This window comes from Streptomyces sp. NPDC047081, from assembly GCF_040643775.1.
Lineage (GTDB): Bacteria > Actinomycetota > Actinomycetes > Streptomycetales > Streptomycetaceae > Streptomyces.
Genome location: NZ_JBEYUY010000012.1, coordinates 17,767 through 34,968 on the forward strand (window position 1 = coordinate 17,767; position 17,202 = coordinate 34,968).

General features: G+C 69.1%; 16 protein-coding genes. 9 read left to right on the plus strand and 7 right to left on the minus strand.

The window, feature by feature from the left end; all coding sequences use genetic code 11:
* Window positions 1-288 precede the first annotated feature (288 nt).
* The 9 genes from rpmH to ABZ848_RS23440 all read left to right on the plus strand — a co-directional run bounded on the left by rpmH (window position 289) and on the right by ABZ848_RS23440 (window position 7,216).
* Window positions 289-426, plus strand: coding sequence for a 50S ribosomal protein L34 (gene rpmH / locus ABZ848_RS23400; protein ID WP_015659252.1), 138 nt, complete (start codon window positions 289-291; stop codon window positions 424-426).
* A gap of 21 nt (window positions 427-447) precedes the next feature.
* Window positions 448-819: a ribonuclease P protein component gene (rnpA, locus tag ABZ848_RS23405; protein ID WP_242768410.1), complete on the plus strand. Its 372-nt coding sequence runs from the start codon at window positions 448-450 to the stop codon at window positions 817-819.
* Entirely contained in the window at window positions 816-1,193 is a 378-nt protein-coding gene (gene yidD / locus ABZ848_RS23410) for a membrane protein insertion efficiency factor YidD (RefSeq protein ID WP_242768408.1), read from the plus strand. Before rnpA ends, yidD begins: the two co-directional genes overlap by 4 nt.
* A 3-nt stretch (window positions 1,194-1,196) precedes the next feature.
* Window positions 1,197-2,471, plus strand: coding sequence for a membrane protein insertase YidC (gene yidC, locus ABZ848_RS23415; protein ID WP_360834762.1), 1,275 nt, complete (start codon window positions 1,197-1,199; stop codon window positions 2,469-2,471).
* A 15-nt stretch (window positions 2,472-2,486) separates the two neighbouring features.
* Window positions 2,487-2,999 (plus strand): R3H domain-containing nucleic acid-binding protein, encoded by a 513-nt coding sequence (locus ABZ848_RS23420; protein ID WP_015659255.1) that lies wholly within the window; start codon window positions 2,487-2,489, stop codon window positions 2,997-2,999.
* A 117-nt stretch (window positions 3,000-3,116) separates the two neighbouring features.
* On the plus strand, window positions 3,117-3,833 hold the full coding sequence (rsmG, locus tag ABZ848_RS23425) for a 16S rRNA (guanine(527)-N(7))-methyltransferase RsmG (RefSeq protein ID WP_360834765.1): 717 nt from the start codon (window positions 3,117-3,119) through the stop codon (window positions 3,831-3,833).
* 265 nt (window positions 3,834-4,098) lie between these two features.
* On the plus strand, window positions 4,099-5,172 hold the full coding sequence (locus ABZ848_RS23430) for an AAA family ATPase (protein ID WP_360835194.1): 1,074 nt from the start codon (window positions 4,099-4,101) through the stop codon (window positions 5,170-5,172).
* Window positions 5,169-6,269: a ParB/RepB/Spo0J family partition protein gene (locus tag ABZ848_RS23435; protein WP_360834767.1), complete on the plus strand. Its 1,101-nt coding sequence runs from the start codon at window positions 5,169-5,171 to the stop codon at window positions 6,267-6,269. The genes ABZ848_RS23430 and ABZ848_RS23435 overlap by 4 nt, the downstream gene beginning before the upstream one ends.
* Before the next feature lie 329 nt (window positions 6,270-6,598).
* Complete coding sequence (locus tag ABZ848_RS23440; protein WP_242768401.1) at window positions 6,599-7,216, plus strand: GNAT family N-acetyltransferase; 618 nt, start codon at window positions 6,599-6,601, stop codon at window positions 7,214-7,216.
* A gap of 74 nt (window positions 7,217-7,290) precedes the next feature.
* On the opposite strand, the gene trxA is transcribed toward ABZ848_RS23440, so the two are convergent.
* From trxA to ABZ848_RS23475, 7 genes are all read right to left on the minus strand, one after another.
* Window positions 7,291-7,620, minus strand: a complete 330-nt coding sequence (trxA, locus tag ABZ848_RS23445; protein ID WP_242768399.1) for a thioredoxin — start codon at window positions 7,618-7,620, stop codon at window positions 7,291-7,293.
* Between the two features lie 44 nt (window positions 7,621-7,664).
* Entirely contained in the window at window positions 7,665-8,633 is a 969-nt protein-coding gene (gene trxB, locus ABZ848_RS23450) for a thioredoxin-disulfide reductase (RefSeq protein ID WP_360834769.1), read from the minus strand.
* Between the two features lie 168 nt (window positions 8,634-8,801).
* On the minus strand, window positions 8,802-9,737 hold the full coding sequence (locus ABZ848_RS23455; RefSeq protein WP_360834771.1) for a hypothetical protein: 936 nt from the start codon (window positions 9,735-9,737) through the stop codon (window positions 8,802-8,804).
* Complete coding sequence (gene sigM / locus ABZ848_RS23460) at window positions 9,734-10,459, minus strand: RNA polymerase sigma factor SigM (protein WP_360834773.1); 726 nt, start codon at window positions 10,457-10,459, stop codon at window positions 9,734-9,736. The genes ABZ848_RS23455 and sigM overlap by 4 nt, the downstream gene beginning before the upstream one ends.
* 31 nt (window positions 10,460-10,490) lie before the next feature.
* Window positions 10,491-12,209, minus strand: a complete 1,719-nt coding sequence (locus tag ABZ848_RS23465) for a serine/threonine protein kinase (protein WP_360834775.1) — start codon at window positions 12,207-12,209, stop codon at window positions 10,491-10,493.
* A 138-nt stretch (window positions 12,210-12,347) separates the two neighbouring features.
* Window positions 12,348-14,639, minus strand: coding sequence for a murein biosynthesis integral membrane protein MurJ (gene murJ, locus ABZ848_RS23470; RefSeq protein ID WP_360834777.1), 2,292 nt, complete (start codon window positions 14,637-14,639; stop codon window positions 12,348-12,350).
* A gap of 45 nt (window positions 14,640-14,684) precedes the next feature.
* Complete coding sequence (locus ABZ848_RS23475; protein ID WP_360834779.1) at window positions 14,685-17,075, minus strand: DUF6049 family protein; 2,391 nt, start codon at window positions 17,073-17,075, stop codon at window positions 14,685-14,687.
* Window positions 17,076-17,202 lie beyond the last annotated feature (127 nt).

The window sequence follows — 17,202 nt, forward strand, 5'->3', positions numbered from 1 at the left end:
AATCGGAGTTCAGCCACGGTAGTCAGGGCGACGGGTGCGGTTCAAGTTGTTGTCCCCAGCCTGTGGATAGTGTCTCTCAGTGACCGCTGGTTTGACCGGATGGCGTAGCCCCGCGTACCGTAACCAGGTCGAGTTGTCGATGGCTGCTGCCGCCTGCCTCCGATGGGCACAGATCGCGTCAGGTGATCGGGAAGCGGTGCACTCGGGCGTAACGAGAGCTACTCGTGGGCGCACGGTGACAGCCAGGACGGCACCCGCAACCAACGATTTGATTTCTGGAGCCCCCGAGTGAGCAAGCGCACCTTCCAGCCGAACAACCGTCGTCGCGCGAAGACCCACGGCTTCCGCCTGCGGATGCGTACCCGCGCCGGCCGCGCGATTCTCGCGAACCGTCGTGCCAAGGGTCGCGCCAGCCTGTCCGCCTGATTCCGGTCAGGTCATGCCGTCGTGCTGCCCACCGAGAACCGGCTGAGGCGGCGCGAGGACTTCGCGACCGCGGTACGACGAGGGCGCCGGGCCGGCCGCCCGTCCCTCGTCGTCCATCTACGTAGCGGTGCCACGGACCCGCACGCGCCTGGGGAGAGCGCTCCCCCGACGCGTGCGGGTTTCGTCGTGAGCAAAGCAGTGGGCGGAGCCGTCGTACGCAACAAGGTGAAGCGCAGACTGCGTCATCTGATGCGGGACCGGGTCGCCCTGTTGCCCCCCGGTAGCCTGGTAGTCGTACGAGCGCTGCCCGGTGCGGGCGACGCCGACCATGGACAACTGGCCCAAGACCTGGATGCCGCCATCGAGCGGCTGCTGGGAGGGGGCGCACGATGAAGTACCCGCTGCTGGCTCTGATCAAGCTGTACCAGTGGACGATCAGTCCGCTGCTCGGGCCCGTGTGCAAGTACTACCCGTCGTGTTCCCACTACGGCTACACGGCCATCGACCGGCACGGCGCGATCAAGGGCACGGCGCTCACCGCCTGGCGCATCCTGCGGTGCAATCCGTGGTCGCTGGGCGGTGTGGACCATGTCCCGCCGCGCAAGCGCCCGCGGTGGCACGAAATGCTGCGTGACGCGTGGCGTGCACGCAAGGGCGGGTCCTCCGCCGCCGAACCGGCCCCCGAAGAGAATCCTGTTTCGAGCACGGAAGAGAATCCTCCTTCGAGCCCGGCCGCAGAGACCTCGTCCCATGCCCAAGGAGCATGATTAGTGGACACGATTGCCAGCCTCTTCAGCTTCATCACGACACCCGTCTCCTGGGTCATCGTCCAGTTCCACAAGATGTACGGGGCCATCTTCGGCCCCGACACCGGGTGGGCCTGGGGCCTGTCCATCGTGTCCCTGGTGATCTTGATCCGCATCTGCCTGATCCCGCTCTTCGTGAAGCAGATCAAGTCGACGCGCGCGATGCAGACGCTCCAGCCGGAGATGAAGAAGATCCAGGAGCGCTACAAGAACGACAAACAGCGCCAGTCCGAAGAGATGATGAAGCTGTACAAGGAGACGGGCACCAACCCGCTCTCCTCGTGCCTTCCCATCCTGGCGCAGTCGCCGTTCTTCTTCGCCCTGTACCACGTGCTCAACGGCATCGCGACCGGCAAGACGATCGGTGTCATCAACGACTCGCTGCTGGCCAGCGCCCGTCAGGCGCACATCTTCGGCGCGCCGCTCGCGGCGAAGTTCACGGACAGCTCCGACAAGGTCGCCCAGCTCGGCGCCACGCTGACCGACGTCCGTGTCGTCACCGCGATCATGATCGTCCTGATGTCGGCGTCGCAGTTCTACACGCAGCGCCAGCTGATGACGAAGAACGTCGACACCACGGTCAAGACGCCGTTCATGCAGCAGCAGAAGATGCTGATGTACGTCTTCCCGGTCATGTTCGCCGTCTTCGGCATCAACTTCCCGGTCGGTGTCCTTGTCTACTGGCTGACCACCAACGTGTGGACCATGGGCCAGCAGATGTACGTCATCCACAACAACCCGACCCCGGGTTCCAAGGCCCAGGCCGCCTACCTGGAGCGCCTGACCAAGCACGTCACGAACCACGGCAAGGCCCGCAAGCGCAGCGAGCGCACCATCATCAAGGCGATCGTCGCCAAGGGCCGCGATCGCAACGAGTTCGAGCGCAAGTTCATCAACGGTCTGAGCAAGGCGGGCCTCGCGGCCCAGACCGACGGCAGCGTGGTGCAGAGCGACGCGGCCGTGGCCACCCAGACCGAGGACGGCACGCCGACGACCGGTACGCCCGCCGCCCCCAAGCGCCAGCAGCCCAAGCGTCAGACCAAGTCCCAGCGGCAGACCGGCGGCACCAAGCCGGCCGGTGAGACCACCTCGCTGAGCAAGTCCGACGAGCCCGAGGACGCCAAGCCTGCCTCCGCTGCCAAGAAGCCCGCTCAGCAGCCGGGCAGCGGCACCCGCAGCAAGGCCCAGTCCGGGCAGCGCAAGGGCCCGCAGCGCCCCAAGTCCCCGTCCAAGAAGTAAGAAGGAGCCCATCCCGTGACGGAAGGCACCACCTCCGCCGCTGCCGAGGGTGCAGACACCCTGACCCGCCTGGAGCAGGAGGGCGAGATCGCGGCGGACTACCTCGAGGGTCTGCTGGACATCGCCGATCTCGACGGCGACATCGACATGGACGTCGAGGCCGACCGCGCCGCTGTCTCGATCATCAGCGACTCGGGAGGCCGAGACCTGCAGAAGCTGGTCGGCCGCGACGGTGAGGTGCTGGAGGCGCTCCAGGAGCTCACGCGCCTGGCCGTGCACCGGGAGACCGGGGACCGCAGCCGGCTGATGCTGGACATCGCGGGCTACCGTGCCAAGAAGCGCGCCGAGCTCTCCGAGCTGGGTGCCAAGGCCGCCGCCGACGTCAAGAACACCGGTGAGCCCGTCAAGCTCAAGCCGATGACGCCGTTCGAGCGCAAGGTCGTGCACGACGCGGTCAAGGCCGCGGGCCTGCGCAGCGAGTCCGAGGGCGAGGAGCCGCAGCGCTTCGTCGTCGTGCTTCCCGCCTGATCGGTTCATACGTTTCACCGGCCCCGTCTGTAGCGCAGACGGGGCCGGTCTTTGTCAGCCTGATAGTTCTGGTGGTCGGCGCTCGGTGCGCCGATGCGGTACGGAAGGACGGTCCCCGTGACGGAGGCAGCGGAGCTCCCCCCTGCGCCCGAGCAGGCGCGTGAGGTGTTCGGCGATCGCTTCGCGGACGCGGTTCGCTATGCGGAGCTGCTCGCCGAGGCGGGTGTGCAGCGTGGGCTGATCGGTCCACGCGAAGTGCCACGCCTGTGGGAGCGGCATCTGCTGAACTGCGCGGTGCTCTCGGAGGTCGTGCCCGAGGGCGTGACGGTCTGCGACGTCGGCTCGGGGGCCGGCCTGCCGGGCATCCCGCTGGCGCTTGTCCGGGAGGACCTGAAGATCACCCTGTTGGAGCCCCTGCTCCGACGGACGAACTTCCTCACGGAGGTCGTGGAGCTGCTGGGCCTCGACCATGTGACCGTCATGCGCGGCCGGGCCGAGGAGGTCATGGGCAAGTTCACGCCCGTCCACGTGGTCACGGCACGCGCGGTGGCTCCCCTGGACCGCCTGGCGGCCTGGGGCATCCCGCTGCTGCGCCCGTACGGAGAGATGCTCGCCCTCAAGGGCGACACCGCGGAGGAGGAGCTCAAGGCCGCCACCGTGGCACTGAGCAAGCTCGGCGCGGTGGAGACCTCTGTCCTGCATGTGGGTGAGGGAGTGGTGGACCCGCCGTCCACGGTGGTGCGGGTCGAGGTCGGGGAGAGTCCGGGAGGCGTGCGCTTCGCCGCCAAGCGCGCCAAGGCGGCCCGCACTGGACGTACCCGTCGGCGTCGCTGATCCGTCCTGACGACGAGCCGTACTCCACACAAGCTGCCAAACCTACGCATGCCGGAGTGTCGCGACAGTTCGGCCCTCGCTGCTGTGCATCGTGTTTCACGTGAAACGTCGCTCACTGCTGCACGGCATCATCGGACGTGGCCGCGCCGCGGCCGAAAACCGCGACCGTAAGCCTCTCGGATCACTCGATGAGGGCACCGAGTTGTCCACAGAGGTGGATTTCTCCACAGAACACCAGGCCTCACTGGTTCACGACCCCGAAGGCATGGGAGGCTCTGTTCATTGCGAGCCTGAAGTCGAGGAGAGTGAATCCTTGCGGTCCGACGCCAACATCGCGGGACCGATGACCGATCCGGTCCCCGGTCCCCGTACCGAGTCGTTGGGGGAGGATGTTTCACGTGAAACACCGCCCCCGATGGACGACACTCCGATCGGTCGTGCTGCCCAACTGGCAGTGGAGGCTCTGAACCGAGCCGGCGAGGGCCTGCCACGGCCCGAGCAGACCCGTGTCATCGTCGTCGCCAACCAGAAGGGTGGCGTGGGCAAGACGACGACAACGGTCAACCTCGCCGCTTCGCTGGCGGTCCACGGCGGTCGCGTCCTTGTCATCGACCTCGACCCGCAGGGCAACGCGTCCACGGCCCTGGGGATCGATCACCACGCCGAAGTGCCATCGATCTATGACGTGTTGATCGACAGCAAGCCGCTGGCCGAAGTCGTCCAGCCGGTCCCGGATGTCGAGGGACTCTTCTGTGCGCCCGCCACCATCGATCTCGCCGGTGCGGAGATCGAGCTGGTGTCCCTGGTGGCACGTGAGAGCCGACTCCAGCGGGCCATCCAGGCGTACGAGCACCCGCTGGACTACATCCTCATCGACTGCCCGCCCTCACTCGGCCTCCTCACGGTCAACGCTTTGGTCGCCGGCGCCGAGGTCCTCATCCCGATCCAGTGCGAGTACTACGCACTGGAGGGGCTGGGGCAGCTGTTGCGCAACGTCGATCTGGTGCGGGGGCACCTCAACCCCGCCCTGCATGTATCGACGATCCTGCTCACCATGTACGACGGCCGGACGCGGCTCGCGTCCCAGGTCGCGGACGAGGTGCGCACCCACTTCGGCGACGAGGTGCTGCGGACGAGCATTCCCCGCTCGGTCCGTATCTCCGAGGCGCCGAGCTATGGACAGACGGTTCTCACCTACGATCCCGGATCGAGCGGTGCCCTGTCCTATCTTGAGGCGGCACGAGAAATCGCGCTGAAGGGTGTCGGCGTCAGCTACGACCCGACGCAGGCCCATATCGGCGCCCAGAACAACCCGAGCATGGTGGAGGGGATCCAGTGAGCGAGCGACGGAGGGGTTTGGGTCGTGGTCTCGGCGCACTGATCCCTGCTGCCCCGACGGAGAAGACGCCGGCCCCGGCCGCGGTGGGGAGTGCGGCTTCCGCCTCCCCGACGGCGGTACCGGTGCTGAACGGCGACCGCGGAGTGGCCGCGGCGAAGGTGACAACGCTGCCGCCTGTTTCACATGAAACAGAGGAGCCTTCGGCCAACGGCTACGCGGAGACGCCCGCGCCCCCCATGGGCGCGCACTTCGCCGAGCTTCCCCTCGACTCCATCACGCCGAACCCGCGCCAGCCGCGTGAGGTCTTCGACGAGGACGCGCTGCAGGAACTCGTCACCTCCATCCAGGAGGTCGGTCTCCTTCAGCCGGTCGTCGTACGGCAGTTGGGCCCCGCCCGCTATGAGCTCATCATGGGCGAGCGGCGCTGGCGGGCCTGCCGTGAGGCCGGCCTGGAGGCGATCCCGGCGATCGTGCGGGCCACGGAGGACGAGAAGCTCCTCCTGGACGCCCTCCTGGAGAACCTGCACCGCGCGCAGCTGAACCCGCTGGAAGAGGCGGCCGCCTACGACCAGCTGCTGAAGGACTTCAACTGCACGCATGACCAGCTGGCCGACCGCATCGGCCGGTCCCGCCCGCAGGTGTCCAACACGCTGCGTCTGCTGAAGCTCTCGCCGGCGGTCCAGCGTCGGGTGGCCGCCGGAGTCCTCTCCGCCGGTCACGCGCGGGCCCTGCTCTCCGTGGACGACTCGGAGGAGCAGGACCGGCTCGCCCACCGCATCGTGGCCGAGGGACTCTCGGTGCGGGCCGTCGAGGAGATCGTGACCCTCATGGGCTCGCGTCCGCAGACGGCCCAGCGCTCCAAGGGCCCGCGGGCCGGCACCCGGGTCTCCCCGGCGCTGAGCGACCTCGCGACCCGTCTCTCGGACCGCTTCGAGACGCGTGTGAAGGTCGACCTCGGCCAGAAGAAGGGCAAGATCACCGTCGAGTTCGCGTCGATGGAGGATCTGGAGCGGATCCTCAGCAGCCTTGCTCCCGGCGAGGGACCGGTCCTGCAGAAGAGCCTCCTGGACGACCATTCCGAGGACGACGAGTCCTAGAAAGCAGGTGGCCGGCAGAGCGGTTTCGCTCCGTGGGCCGACCGAGCGGGCCGTGTCCGGTGTGCACCGGAACACGGCCCGCTCTTTGCTTTCAGGCGGTATCGATGGAATCGCTTCGTGGATACGATGCGTTCGGGTATGGCGCATCCACCTGGCAGTACCTCTGAGAGGGAGGCAGCGGCCATGCGAACGATGAGCCGCACCGGACTGGTGAGCGCGGGCCTGGGGCTGGGCGCGGTCGGCGGCTTCGTCGGCAGCCTGCTGAAGGAACGGAGCGCTCTGACGGCCGCCCGCGACGCGGCGGGCGAAGGAAGCGAGGAACAGCCTTCATGGGGCGTCGGCTCGTACCGCTCACGCTGGACAACCTTCAGGACCTTCCCCAGCGCTGTCGCTCGTGCGTCTTCTGGGAGCTGGACCCAGTCAGCGGTGAGGCCGCGGTAAAGGCGGGCACGGCCGCCCTGGAGAAGGAGGCCTGGATCTCGGCCGTCCTGCTCGACTGGGGATCCTGCGGCCGGGTCGTCTACGTCGACGACGCACCTGTGGGCTTCGTCCTGTACGCCCCTCCGGCCTACGTCCCCCGCTCCACTGCTTTCCCCACGAGCCCTGTGTCGCCGGACGCGGTGCAGTTGATGACCGGCTTCATCCTGCCCGGTTACCAAGGGCAGGGGCTCGGCCGGGTGATGGTACAGACGGTGGCCAAGGATCTGCTGCGGAGGGGCTTCAAGGCCATCGAGGCGTTCGGGGACGCCCGTTGGAAGGAACCGGCCTGTGTTCTGCCCGCCGATCATCTCCTGGCGGTGGGGTTCAAGACCGTACGACAGCACCCCACATACCCACGGATGAGGCTGGAGCTCAGGACCACGCTCTCGTGGAAGGAAGACGTGGAGATGGCCCTGGACCGGCTGCTGGGGGCCGTACAGAAGGAACCGGTGCTCCGACCCCTGTAGTGCCCCGGTTGATGCCGCCAACGCGAAGGGGCCGACCCGTCCCGGGTCGGCCCCTCGATGTTTCACGTGAAACGTCACTCGGCGATGAAGTCCTCAAGGTCGCGGACGATCGCGGCCTTCGGCTTGGCGCCGACGATGGTCTTGGCGACCTCGCCGTTCTGGTAGACGTTCAGCGTCGGGATGGACATCACGCCGTACTTGGCAGCCGTACCCGGGTTCTCGTCGATGTTGAGCTTCACGACCTCGATCTTGTCGCCGTACTCCTTGGCGATCGCCTCGAGCGACGGAGCGATCTGGCGGCACGGACCGCACCAGGCGGCCCAGAAGTCCACCAGGACGGGCTTGTCGCTCTTGAGGACGTCCTGCTCGAAGGAGTCGTCGGTCACGTTCTTCAGGTCGGCCACGGCAAGGGCTCCTTTTACTGGTGTGCGGTGGGGCAGAAGGGGGGTCAGACGGAGGTCTTCTCGGGCTCGGCCTGCTCCTCGTCCGCGAGGGCGGCGAGGTAGCGCTCGGCGTCGAGAGCGGAGGAACAGCCGGTGCCGGCCGCGGTGATCGCCTGGCGGTAGGTGTGGTCGACCACGTCACCGGCGGCGAACACACCGGTCACGTTGGTACGGGTCGAGGGGGCGGCGACCTTGAGGTAGCCCTCCTCGTCCAGGTCGAGCTGGCCCTTGAAGAGCTCGGTGCGCGGGTCGTGGCCGATCGCGATGAACAGGCCCGTGACCGCCAGGTCCGAGAGCTCGCCGGTCTTGATGTTGCGCAGCTTCAGCCCCGCCAGCTTCGGGTCGCCCTGGATCTCGGCGACCTCGCTGTCCCACACGAACTTGATCTTCGGGTCGGCGAAGGCGCGCTCCTGCATCGCCTTGGAGGCGCGCAGGGTGTCCCGGCGGTGGACGATCGTCACGGACTTGGCGAAGCGGGAGAGGAAAGTGGCCTCCTCCATCGCGGTGTCGCCACCGCCGATCACGGCGATGTCCTGGTCCTTGAAGAAGAAGCCGTCACAGGTGGCGCACCACGAGACACCGCGGCCGGAGAGGGCGTCCTCGTTCGGCAGGCCGAGCTTGCGGTGCTGCGAGCCGGTGGCGACGATGACGGCCTTCGCCTTGTGCACGGTGCCGGCGGTGTCCGTGACGGTCTTGATCTCGCCGGTCAGGTCGACGGAGACGATGTCGTCCGGGACGAGTTCGGCGCCGAAGCGCTCGGCCTGGGCGCGCATGTTGTCCATGAGCTCGGGGCCCATGATGCCTTCCTGGAAGCCGGGGAAGTTCTCCACCTCGGTGGTGTTCATGAGCGCGCCACCGGCGGTGACGGCGCCCTCGAAGACCAGCGGCTTCAGCGACGCGCGCGCGGTGTAGAGCGCCGCCGTGTAGCCGGCGGGCCCGGAGCCGATGATGATCACGTTACGGACGTCGCTCACGGCTTGTTTCCTCGTCTCTGGACTGCGTCGTCGGACCGGTGGGAGACCTCTCGGAACTCTCACCCCACCCAACGGATCCTAAGGGGCGCGCATTCCCGCTGTGTCCGGGCACACGGCGATGCCACACCGAACGGGATACCACGGAGGAAGCCGCTGAAGCGTGCGCGTTCAGGAGCGGTTGTAGGACCGCTTCAGAAGGACCTTCGCGTCACCGGACGACGGATGCGTCACACACGTCGCGTCCATGATGTACGCGGTCACCTTGGTGCTGTGCGAGATGTCGGCGAGCACGACAAGGAGTGCGTCGGTTCCCTCGAAGACGCCGTTCTTGGTCGCCAGTGGCGCGTCGTCACTGGCGATCCCCCGCTGAACGCAGTCCGGGATCTTGGGCACCTTGTCGATCTTGGGTGACACGACCCCGTGGTCGTCGCCCCCCAGCACGCCGACACTGTTGTGCGGGGCGGTGGATCCGCGGCCCGAGCTCTCCTTCTGGACAAGGAGGTCGGCGACCTGCGTCTGCAGCTTCTTCTCGGAGAAGGTGTCAGCAGCGCTGGTCTGCTGTCCGTTCGCCTCCGTGCCGGAGGGCTTGCCATCGTTGAACGTCGCGATCAGTACGGAGCCCAGCCCCAGAGCGGCGACCGTGAAGACGCTGCCGAGGACGGCGACCCTGCGGCGTCCGGTTCGCTTCCGATTCTTGCGGCCAGGCCCGGTGCTCGAACCGCGCGCATGGCCGGAGGGGCGGTCTCCCGGTAGCGATGTTTCACGTGAAACATGCGCGCCGTCACCGGCGCCGTCCAGAGAGCGGGATGTACTGACGAGTGCCGGAGTCTCCGCGTCGTCGGGTGCCGTCGCGTTCAGCAGGGCCTCCGCCGCGAGGGCGGCGTCGATCCGGCCCGCTACATCGTCCGGCATCCGAGGCGGTCCCGGAAGCGTGCCGAGCAGTCCCCGGATCTCCTCCAGAGACGCGTAGACGTCGGCGCAGAGCTCGCACCCGTCCAGATGCTGCCGGACGTCGGCGGTCCGGGACGGCGTGAGCAGTCCCTCGGTGAGGTCGGAGATCTCGGCGACGTCCGGGTGTCCGGCCATGTCCGTCGTGGAAGTCACGCTCGCCCACCTCCGCCCTTCACTGCAGCTGAATCATTCGGCCCGGTATCGCGTGGACCCGCAGTCGGCGGCCCCGCTGCCGGTGGGACGGATGTCCCCTGCGTCCGGTTCCGCCCTTCGCCCTGTTCGTTTCCACCACCGGCGCTTTCCGGCCGTAGATGGGTGAGCAGGGGCAGAAGTCTGGCTCTGCCCCGGGCGCAACGGCTCTTCACCGTGCCGGTCGGGACGTCCAGCACCCGGGCGGCCTCGGCGACGGGGTAGCCCTGCATGTCCACGAGGACGAGCGCGGCACGCTGGTCCGGCGGGAGCGTGCCGAGCGCCTCCAGCAGCTGGCGGTGCAGATCATTGCGCTCGGCGGGAGCGGAGGCCTCCTCGTGGGGCTCCAGGAGCTGCTCCAGCCGCTCCGTGTCGTCCACCGGAGAGGTCTTGCGCGAGGCGGCCTTGCGGGCGCGGTCGAGACAGGCGTTCACCGTGATCCGGTGCAGCCACGTCGTGACGGCCGACTGGCCGCGGAAGGTGTGGGCGGCCCGGTAGGCGGAGACGAGGGCGTCCTGGACGGCGTCAGCGGCCTCCTCGCGGTCGCCCAGCGTCCGCAGGGCCACCGCCCAGAGCCGGTCGCGATGACGCCGTACAAGCTCACCGAAGGCGTCCGGGTCGCCCTCTACGTGGCGGGCCAGGAGGTCCTGATCGCTGGTGTCGCCGTATGCGGTGTCATCTGCCATCGGACCCCCTCCCCTGGGATGCGGTGTCTGGTCAGCCGGTGAACTTCACGTCGGTGATGGCCTGCTTGTAGCCGGCGCCGCTGTAGTTGTCGCCGGGCGCCTTGGGCACGTCCGTGAGCCACAGCAGAACGTACTGGGTCTTGAGCTTCTTGGTGGCCTTCACGGTGAGAGAGGTGCCCTTGGTGGTGGCGGTTCCGATCTCCTGCATCCCGTCCACGGACGTCGAGGGGGAGAGCGAGTCGGTCGCGTACAGGTGGACCGTCGTGTGATCGCCCGCGTACAGGAGCCCTATGGTCGCCGTCGAGATCGTCTGGGCGGAGCCGAGCTCGTAGACGATGCCCACGCCCGGCTTGTACGGGGCGAGCTTCGGGCCGGCGTTGTAGCTCTTGGTCCGCCAGTAGGTGGAGCTGTCCTTGTCGTAGGTCTTGTCGACGTCCTCGGGAGCCTGGAGCGAACCCTCGACGGCGAATTCCTGGGCGCCCTGGATCGTCAGGGTCTTGGCCGGCTCGGTCTTGTCGCCGCCCTTGTCGTTCCCGTCCGTCGTCTGGGTCTTGTTGGTGTCGTCGGACTTGTTGCCGCTGTCCATCAGGGCGTCCGCGAGCTGCCAACTCCCCAGTCCCAGCGCGGCGATGAGAAGCGCCGAGACGGCCCACTTCAGCGCCTTGCCAGTACGGCTCTGCAGGGGAGCCGGCGGGGCCGGCACGGGCTGCGTGGCACCGGGGTGCGGTGCCGGGCGGCCGTACGTGCCCTGCTGGTACGTCGTGCGCTGGTACTCCGGCGGCGCGGTGTACGCCGGCTCCGGCGGGCGGATGCGGGGCATCTCGCCGATCGCCTTCACCAGCTCCTCCGGCGTGGTGCACGGAGCCTCGTGGCGGGAGGCGGTCGCGCCGTCGTTGGCGAGCGCCCGCATCGAGAGCTCGGACAGGCCCCGGTGGACCCCGGCCCGCACCTGGTCGGGCGGGATCAGCCCGACGTCCTTCGGCAGCCCCGACAGGCCGTACGCGTCGCTCTCGTACGGCCAGCGCTGGGTGAGCGCCGCGTACAGGAGCGCACCGATGGACTCGGTGTCCGTGCGCTGCGGGGTCTCGGAACTGATGCCGCGCAGCGCGGAGTTCACGGCGAGACCGCGGATGCGCCACTGCGCGCTCGAAGTGCGCAGTACGGCATTGGGGTTCAGCCGCAGATGGGCCAGGCCCTCACGGTGTGCGGCAGCCATCGCCGAGGCGATCTGACTGACCATCTGGTAGGCCTCGTGCGGCTCCAGGGGGCCGGAGGCGAGCAGGGTGGTCAGCTCGACGGCGTCGGGCAGCCACTCGTGGACGACGTAGACGAGGTCGTTCTCCTCGACCGCGTCGAGCACCTGGACGAAGCGCGGGTCACCGAGCAGCGCCGAGGAACGGGCCGCGGCCAGGACGGAACGTGCCCGCGCATGGTCCGCGGGCAGGATGTGGACGCCGACGGCACGGCGGAGTTTCTCGTCCACCGCGCGCCAGCTGCTGAATCCGTCCAGACGGGTGACGCACTCCTCGAGACGGTACCGTCTGGCCAGCTTGTGGCCGCTGTGCAGCTCGGGTGGTGAGGCCTTCTCGGGGCCCTCGGCCCCGCCACTCCCCTGTGCCTCGTCGATGTCCGTGTCCCGCTCCCGGTTCTGGGCCACCCCGTCGGCCGTGGACTGGTCCGCCTGTGCGGTCAGCGGCTCGTCGCCGCTGTTGTCTGCCACGTCGACGGCAGCCGTGCTCCGTTCCGCCACCGTCGTTCCTGCCTCCCCATTCATTGCGCGCCGACCGACTTCCGTGCGCGCCGTCCGACGCCGAAACCAATTGTGCCCACAGTCCGCCGCTATGCACGACACACGGTGGCGGACGATGGTTGTGCGCGTACCCCCGCGTCAGCGCCCCAGACGCCCGCGGACCATGCCGACCAGCGAGTTCAGCTCCTCGATGCGCATCTTGCGTGCGGCCACGAAGAAGATCCCGAAGAGAATCGCCCCGCCGACGAGCAGGGCCGCGAACGAGCCGACGACGCCCTGGCCGAGCGTGTGGCCGACCGCGTAGCAGGCGGCGCCGCTGAGCGCGGCGGCCGGTACCGAGGCGATGCAGAGCCTGGCGTACGTCCGCAGGACCCTCGCGCCGTCCAGGTCGCCGCCCAGCCGCTTGCGCAGCCGGTTCCAGGCGACGCCGACACCGATCGCGTAGGCGAGGCCGTACGCGGCGGCCATGCCGGCCACGGCCCAGCGGGCCGGCAGCAGGAAGTAACACAGCGCCGAGGCAACCGCGTTGACCGCCGCCACGATCACCGTGTTGTAGAACGGCGTCCGGGTGTCCTCGTAGGCGTAGAACGCGCGCAGGACGACGTACTGCACGGAGTACGGGATCAGGCCGAGGCCGAAGGCCATCAGCATGTAGCCCATGTTCGTGGCGGCGCCGGTGCCCGAGGTGCCGAAGATGAGCGTGCACATGGGGATGCCGAGGGCGAGGAAGCCGAAGGCGATCGGGACGATGGCGACGGCCGTGGTGCGCAGCCCCTGGGAGATGTCGTCGCGGACGGCACCGCCGTCGCCCTCGGCCGCCGAGCGCGAGATGCGCGGCAGCAGGGCGGCCATCAGGGAGACGGTGATGATGGCCTGCGGCAGGCCCCAGATCAGCTGTGCGTTGGCGTAGGCGCTGAAGCCGGTGCCCGCGATGTTGGTGTCCTTGACGGCCGCCGTGGCCAGCTGCGTGACGACGAGGGCGCCCGCCTGGTTCGCGAGGACGAACAGCACCGTCCACTTGGCGAGCATCGCCGCCTTGCCGAGGCCGTGACCCTTCCAGTCGAAGCGCAGCCGCAACCGGAACCCGGTCTCGCGCAGGTACGGGATCATGGCCAGGGCCTGGACGACGAGCCCCAGAAGGACGCCGATGCCGAGCAGGCGCTGGCCCTCCGGCGGGATGCTAGTGACAGTGATGCCGGAGCCGGCCGAGGTGCCGTACACCCAGAGGAACATCCCCAGCGTCACGATGATGACGATGTTGTTCAGGACCGGCGTCCACATCATCGCGCCGAACTTGCCACGGGCGTTGAGGACCTGGCCCATCACCACGTGGATGCCCATGAAGAAGATCGAGGGCAGGAAGTAGCGGGTGAAGGTGATGGCGACGTCGTTGGCGGCGGGATCGCTGGCGACGGGGTTGGACAGCACCCGCACGAGCAGCGGCGCGGCGAGCACCGCGACGGCGGTGAGCGCCGCCAGTGCCACCATCACCAGGGTCAGCAGCCGGTTGGCGAAGGCCTCTCCACCGTCGTCGTCCTCCTTCATGGCCCGCACGAGCTGCGGCACGAAGACGGAGTTGAGGCCGCCGCCCACGGTGAGGATGTAGATCATGGTCGGCAGCTGGTAGGCGACCTGGAAGGTGTCACCGAGGAGCGCCGTGCCGAGCGCGGAGACGATCAGCGCCGAGCGGACGAAGCCGGTGAGGCGGGAGACCATCGTTCCGGCCGCCATCACGGCGCTCGACTTGAGCAGGCCCGAGGCCTTCCCGCCCTTCTTCGCGGCGGGGGCGGGTGTCGCGGCGCCGAGGTTCAGCGTCTGGTCGGCCGCGGGGATGGCGCCGAGATTCATGGTCTGGTCTGCCGCGGGCACGGGAGCCGCCGGCTGCGGATACTGCGGCACCGGGGCCTGCTCGCCGGGCGCGGCGGCCGGGCCCGGCACCGACGGGGGATCCGTCGGGCGACCGCTGCCCTGCTGCTGGTCCCGGAACAGGTGAGCGAAGGCGTCGGGCTCGTGGCGCTCCTCGCCGGCCTGGGTCACCAGGTCGTCGACGCCCACGAACTGGGTCGTGCGGGGGTTGTCGCCGTAGGGCAGGTACTGGGTCGGCCCCTCCGGCTCCGGCGCGGGGGTCTGGGCCCACACGTTCGGGTCGGGGGCGTACGGGGACTGCTGAGGCTGCGCGTACAGGGGCTGCGGCGGCTGGTACGTGCCCGGGGGCGGCGGAGGGTGCGCGGCGCGGTCGTAGAGCGCCTCGGCGACCGGGTCCTGGGCGGACAGGTCCTGCGCGCGGTAGGGGTCCTGGGCGTAGGCGTCCTGGAGGTACATGTCGGCGGGCGGCTGCGGCGGCACCTGGCCGGGCTCGGGCGGCGGGCCCTCGGGGTGACCCGAGGGACCTGCGGCCTGGCCGCGGTCACCGTCGTACGGCGCGTTCATGGTTACCCCACCTCATCGTCCCGGGCCCACCGGCCACGACATCGCTCAACGGTCCACTCTCTCACCCGTGCCGGACGGGTCGGCGCTTTCCGCTGCGGTGTCCGGTGCAGGGTCACTCGGCTGCTCCGGGTCGTCTGCCCGCGCCTCGGTGCCCGACTCCTCGTCGAGACGGTCCTCGGGGCCCTGGGGGTTCTCCGGCCCGTCGGCCGCCTCGCCCGTCTCCTCGGGACCGTTCTCCTCGGCCTCACGGGCGGCGGCCCGCTTGCGCTGGGTGTACATCCGGAAGCCGGCGAGGACGAGCAGCAGGAAGCCGCCGCCGATGACCAGCATCACCGTGGCCGTGAACTCGGTGACCTTGACGTCGAAGTCGACCTCGGCGCCGTACTTCTGGCCGTCCTGCGTGTACAGCTGGGCGACCACCGTCGCCTGGCCGTTGGCCTTGGCGGAGGTGGTGAACTTCACCGTCTGGCTGTGGCCGCCGGAGACCTCGACGGGCTGCTCGTAGTAGTCGTGGCCGCCGATCTGGAGGCGGTTGGGGCTCTTGGAGGTGAGCCGCAGGGTCAGGCGCTCGACGCCCTGCACCAGGTTGTTCTGGACGGTCACGGGGATCGTGGCGCTGCGTCCGGAGAGCTTGGTGTCGGACTTGTCGATCAGCTTGACCTGGCTGGTCAGGCCGGTGAGATAGGCCTGCACGCTGTCGCGGAAGTCCTGCGCGGAGCCGGGGCGGCCGCGCCAGGAGGTGGACATCTCACGGTTGGTGGCCCGCCCGAAGGGGGTCACCACCCGGGACTCGTCGGTGAGGATCACCCGGAAGTTGTCGAGGCTGTCCTGCGTGGCCGCGATCTGCTCGAACGCCGAGCGCGGCAGCTCCTGCTTGCGCAGCGAGGAGGGGTACGCCGACGAGGACGGCACCTTCGTGGTGGCGCCGGAGTCGGGCTTGGCCTTGGCGGCGGCGCTGAGCTTCTGCGTCTGGGACCAGTTTCCGCCCTGCAGGGCGGTCAGAGCCTCGGCCATCGCCTGGGCCTGGCGGGCCGTGGGCATGCGCTGCGGGGCGATGACGATGCTGCGCTGTTGGTCGGTCTGGCCGTTCAGCGCGAGGCTCTGGGCGAGGAACTGCTGTACGGCGAGCGTGGTGGCGTTCGCCTTCGTCAGGTCGCCCTGGAAGGCCGTCGACAGCCGGGCGTCCGCGACCACCGCCGTCGTGCCGCCGCCGATCGGGCGGGCCGCGGAGGGCGTGTACGGCAGGCCGCCGGTCTCCTGGAGGCTGTCGCTGCGGGCGATCACCTTGTCGGCGCCGGCCGAGGTGGCGACCTTGACGATCGACGGGTCGATGGCGCCGTCCACGGGCCAGGCGAAGTCGGTGCTCGGCGTCACGTGCAGCACCGTCTCCACCGTGGTGGCGGCGACGTCGGTGGCCTCCTTGAGGTGGCTCAGGGAGCCGGTGACGCTGGTGCCGTTGTGGGCCAGGGAGGCCAGGTCCGGGTCGGCGAAGGGCAGGGCGACGACCTCGTTGCCCGCCACCGCCGTCTGCAGGTCGGCGAGCCACTGCTTGGCGATCGCCTGGTGCGTGCCGGTCGTGGTGGTGCCGTCCGCGTTGCGGATCTTGTAGCTGCCGGTCATCGCGTCGACGGAGGCCAGCAGGTCAGGGTCGATCACCCAGGTGACGTCGAGGTCCTTGCCGAGCGAGAGCATCTCGTCCAGGCGGCCGCCGGCGCCGATCTCCTTCGCGAGGTCGTCGTTGAGGAAGACCGGTGTCTGCTGCTCGTTCGACCCCGTCTCGGCCGTCATGTGGACCGTGGAGACGAGCGGCCACAGGAACGTCGTCTTCGTCTTCGTGTCCGCCCCTTCGGGCTGCCACGGCAGGAAGGTCCGCTGGATGCCGAGGACCTGGTCCCACGGCTGTGCGGAGGTCTCGCCGGACAGGGAGACGGCGAACTGGTAGACCCCGTCGTCGCCCAGGTCGAGCTTGTCGACCGGTACGGAGATGCTGAAGTGCTCGGCGACGCCCGGCGTGAGTTTGGTGAACTTCTCGACGTACTTGCCGCCGACCGCCTGGCCGGTCGCGCCCTGGACGCTGTCGCTGTCCTTGGCGGCGGTCTCGATGCCCGAGCGGGTGCTGAGCTCGGGGCCGACCCGGAGGTCCACCTGGGCGCCTGTGACGGCCTGCTTGCCGTTGTTCGTCACCGTGCCGGAGACGGTCAGCGTGTCCCCGTCGGTCGGCGCGCTGGGGCTGAGGGAGTCGAGGGCGACGGCCACCGAGCCGGCGCCGGAGGCGTCCCGCAGCGAGGCCTGACCGGCGGCGCCCGCGGGCACGGCGGCGGGCAGCTGCAGCAGGCCTGCCAGCAGAGGCGCTCCGGCGAGCAGTGCTCCGGAGCGCCGCAGCCAGCGGCGGGCAGGTGAGGGACTCGTCCCTTGGTGGTCTGCCGCTTCGGCCACGCGCTCGCCCGTCCCTCGTCGTCGTCAGTGGTCGTCGCAATGTGCGTCCACGCATGGTAACGATGCGCGCTGAGGGGAAGTGCCGCGGTCTGCTCCACAAGATCGGGTAGCAGGGCCGGGGTGTCCT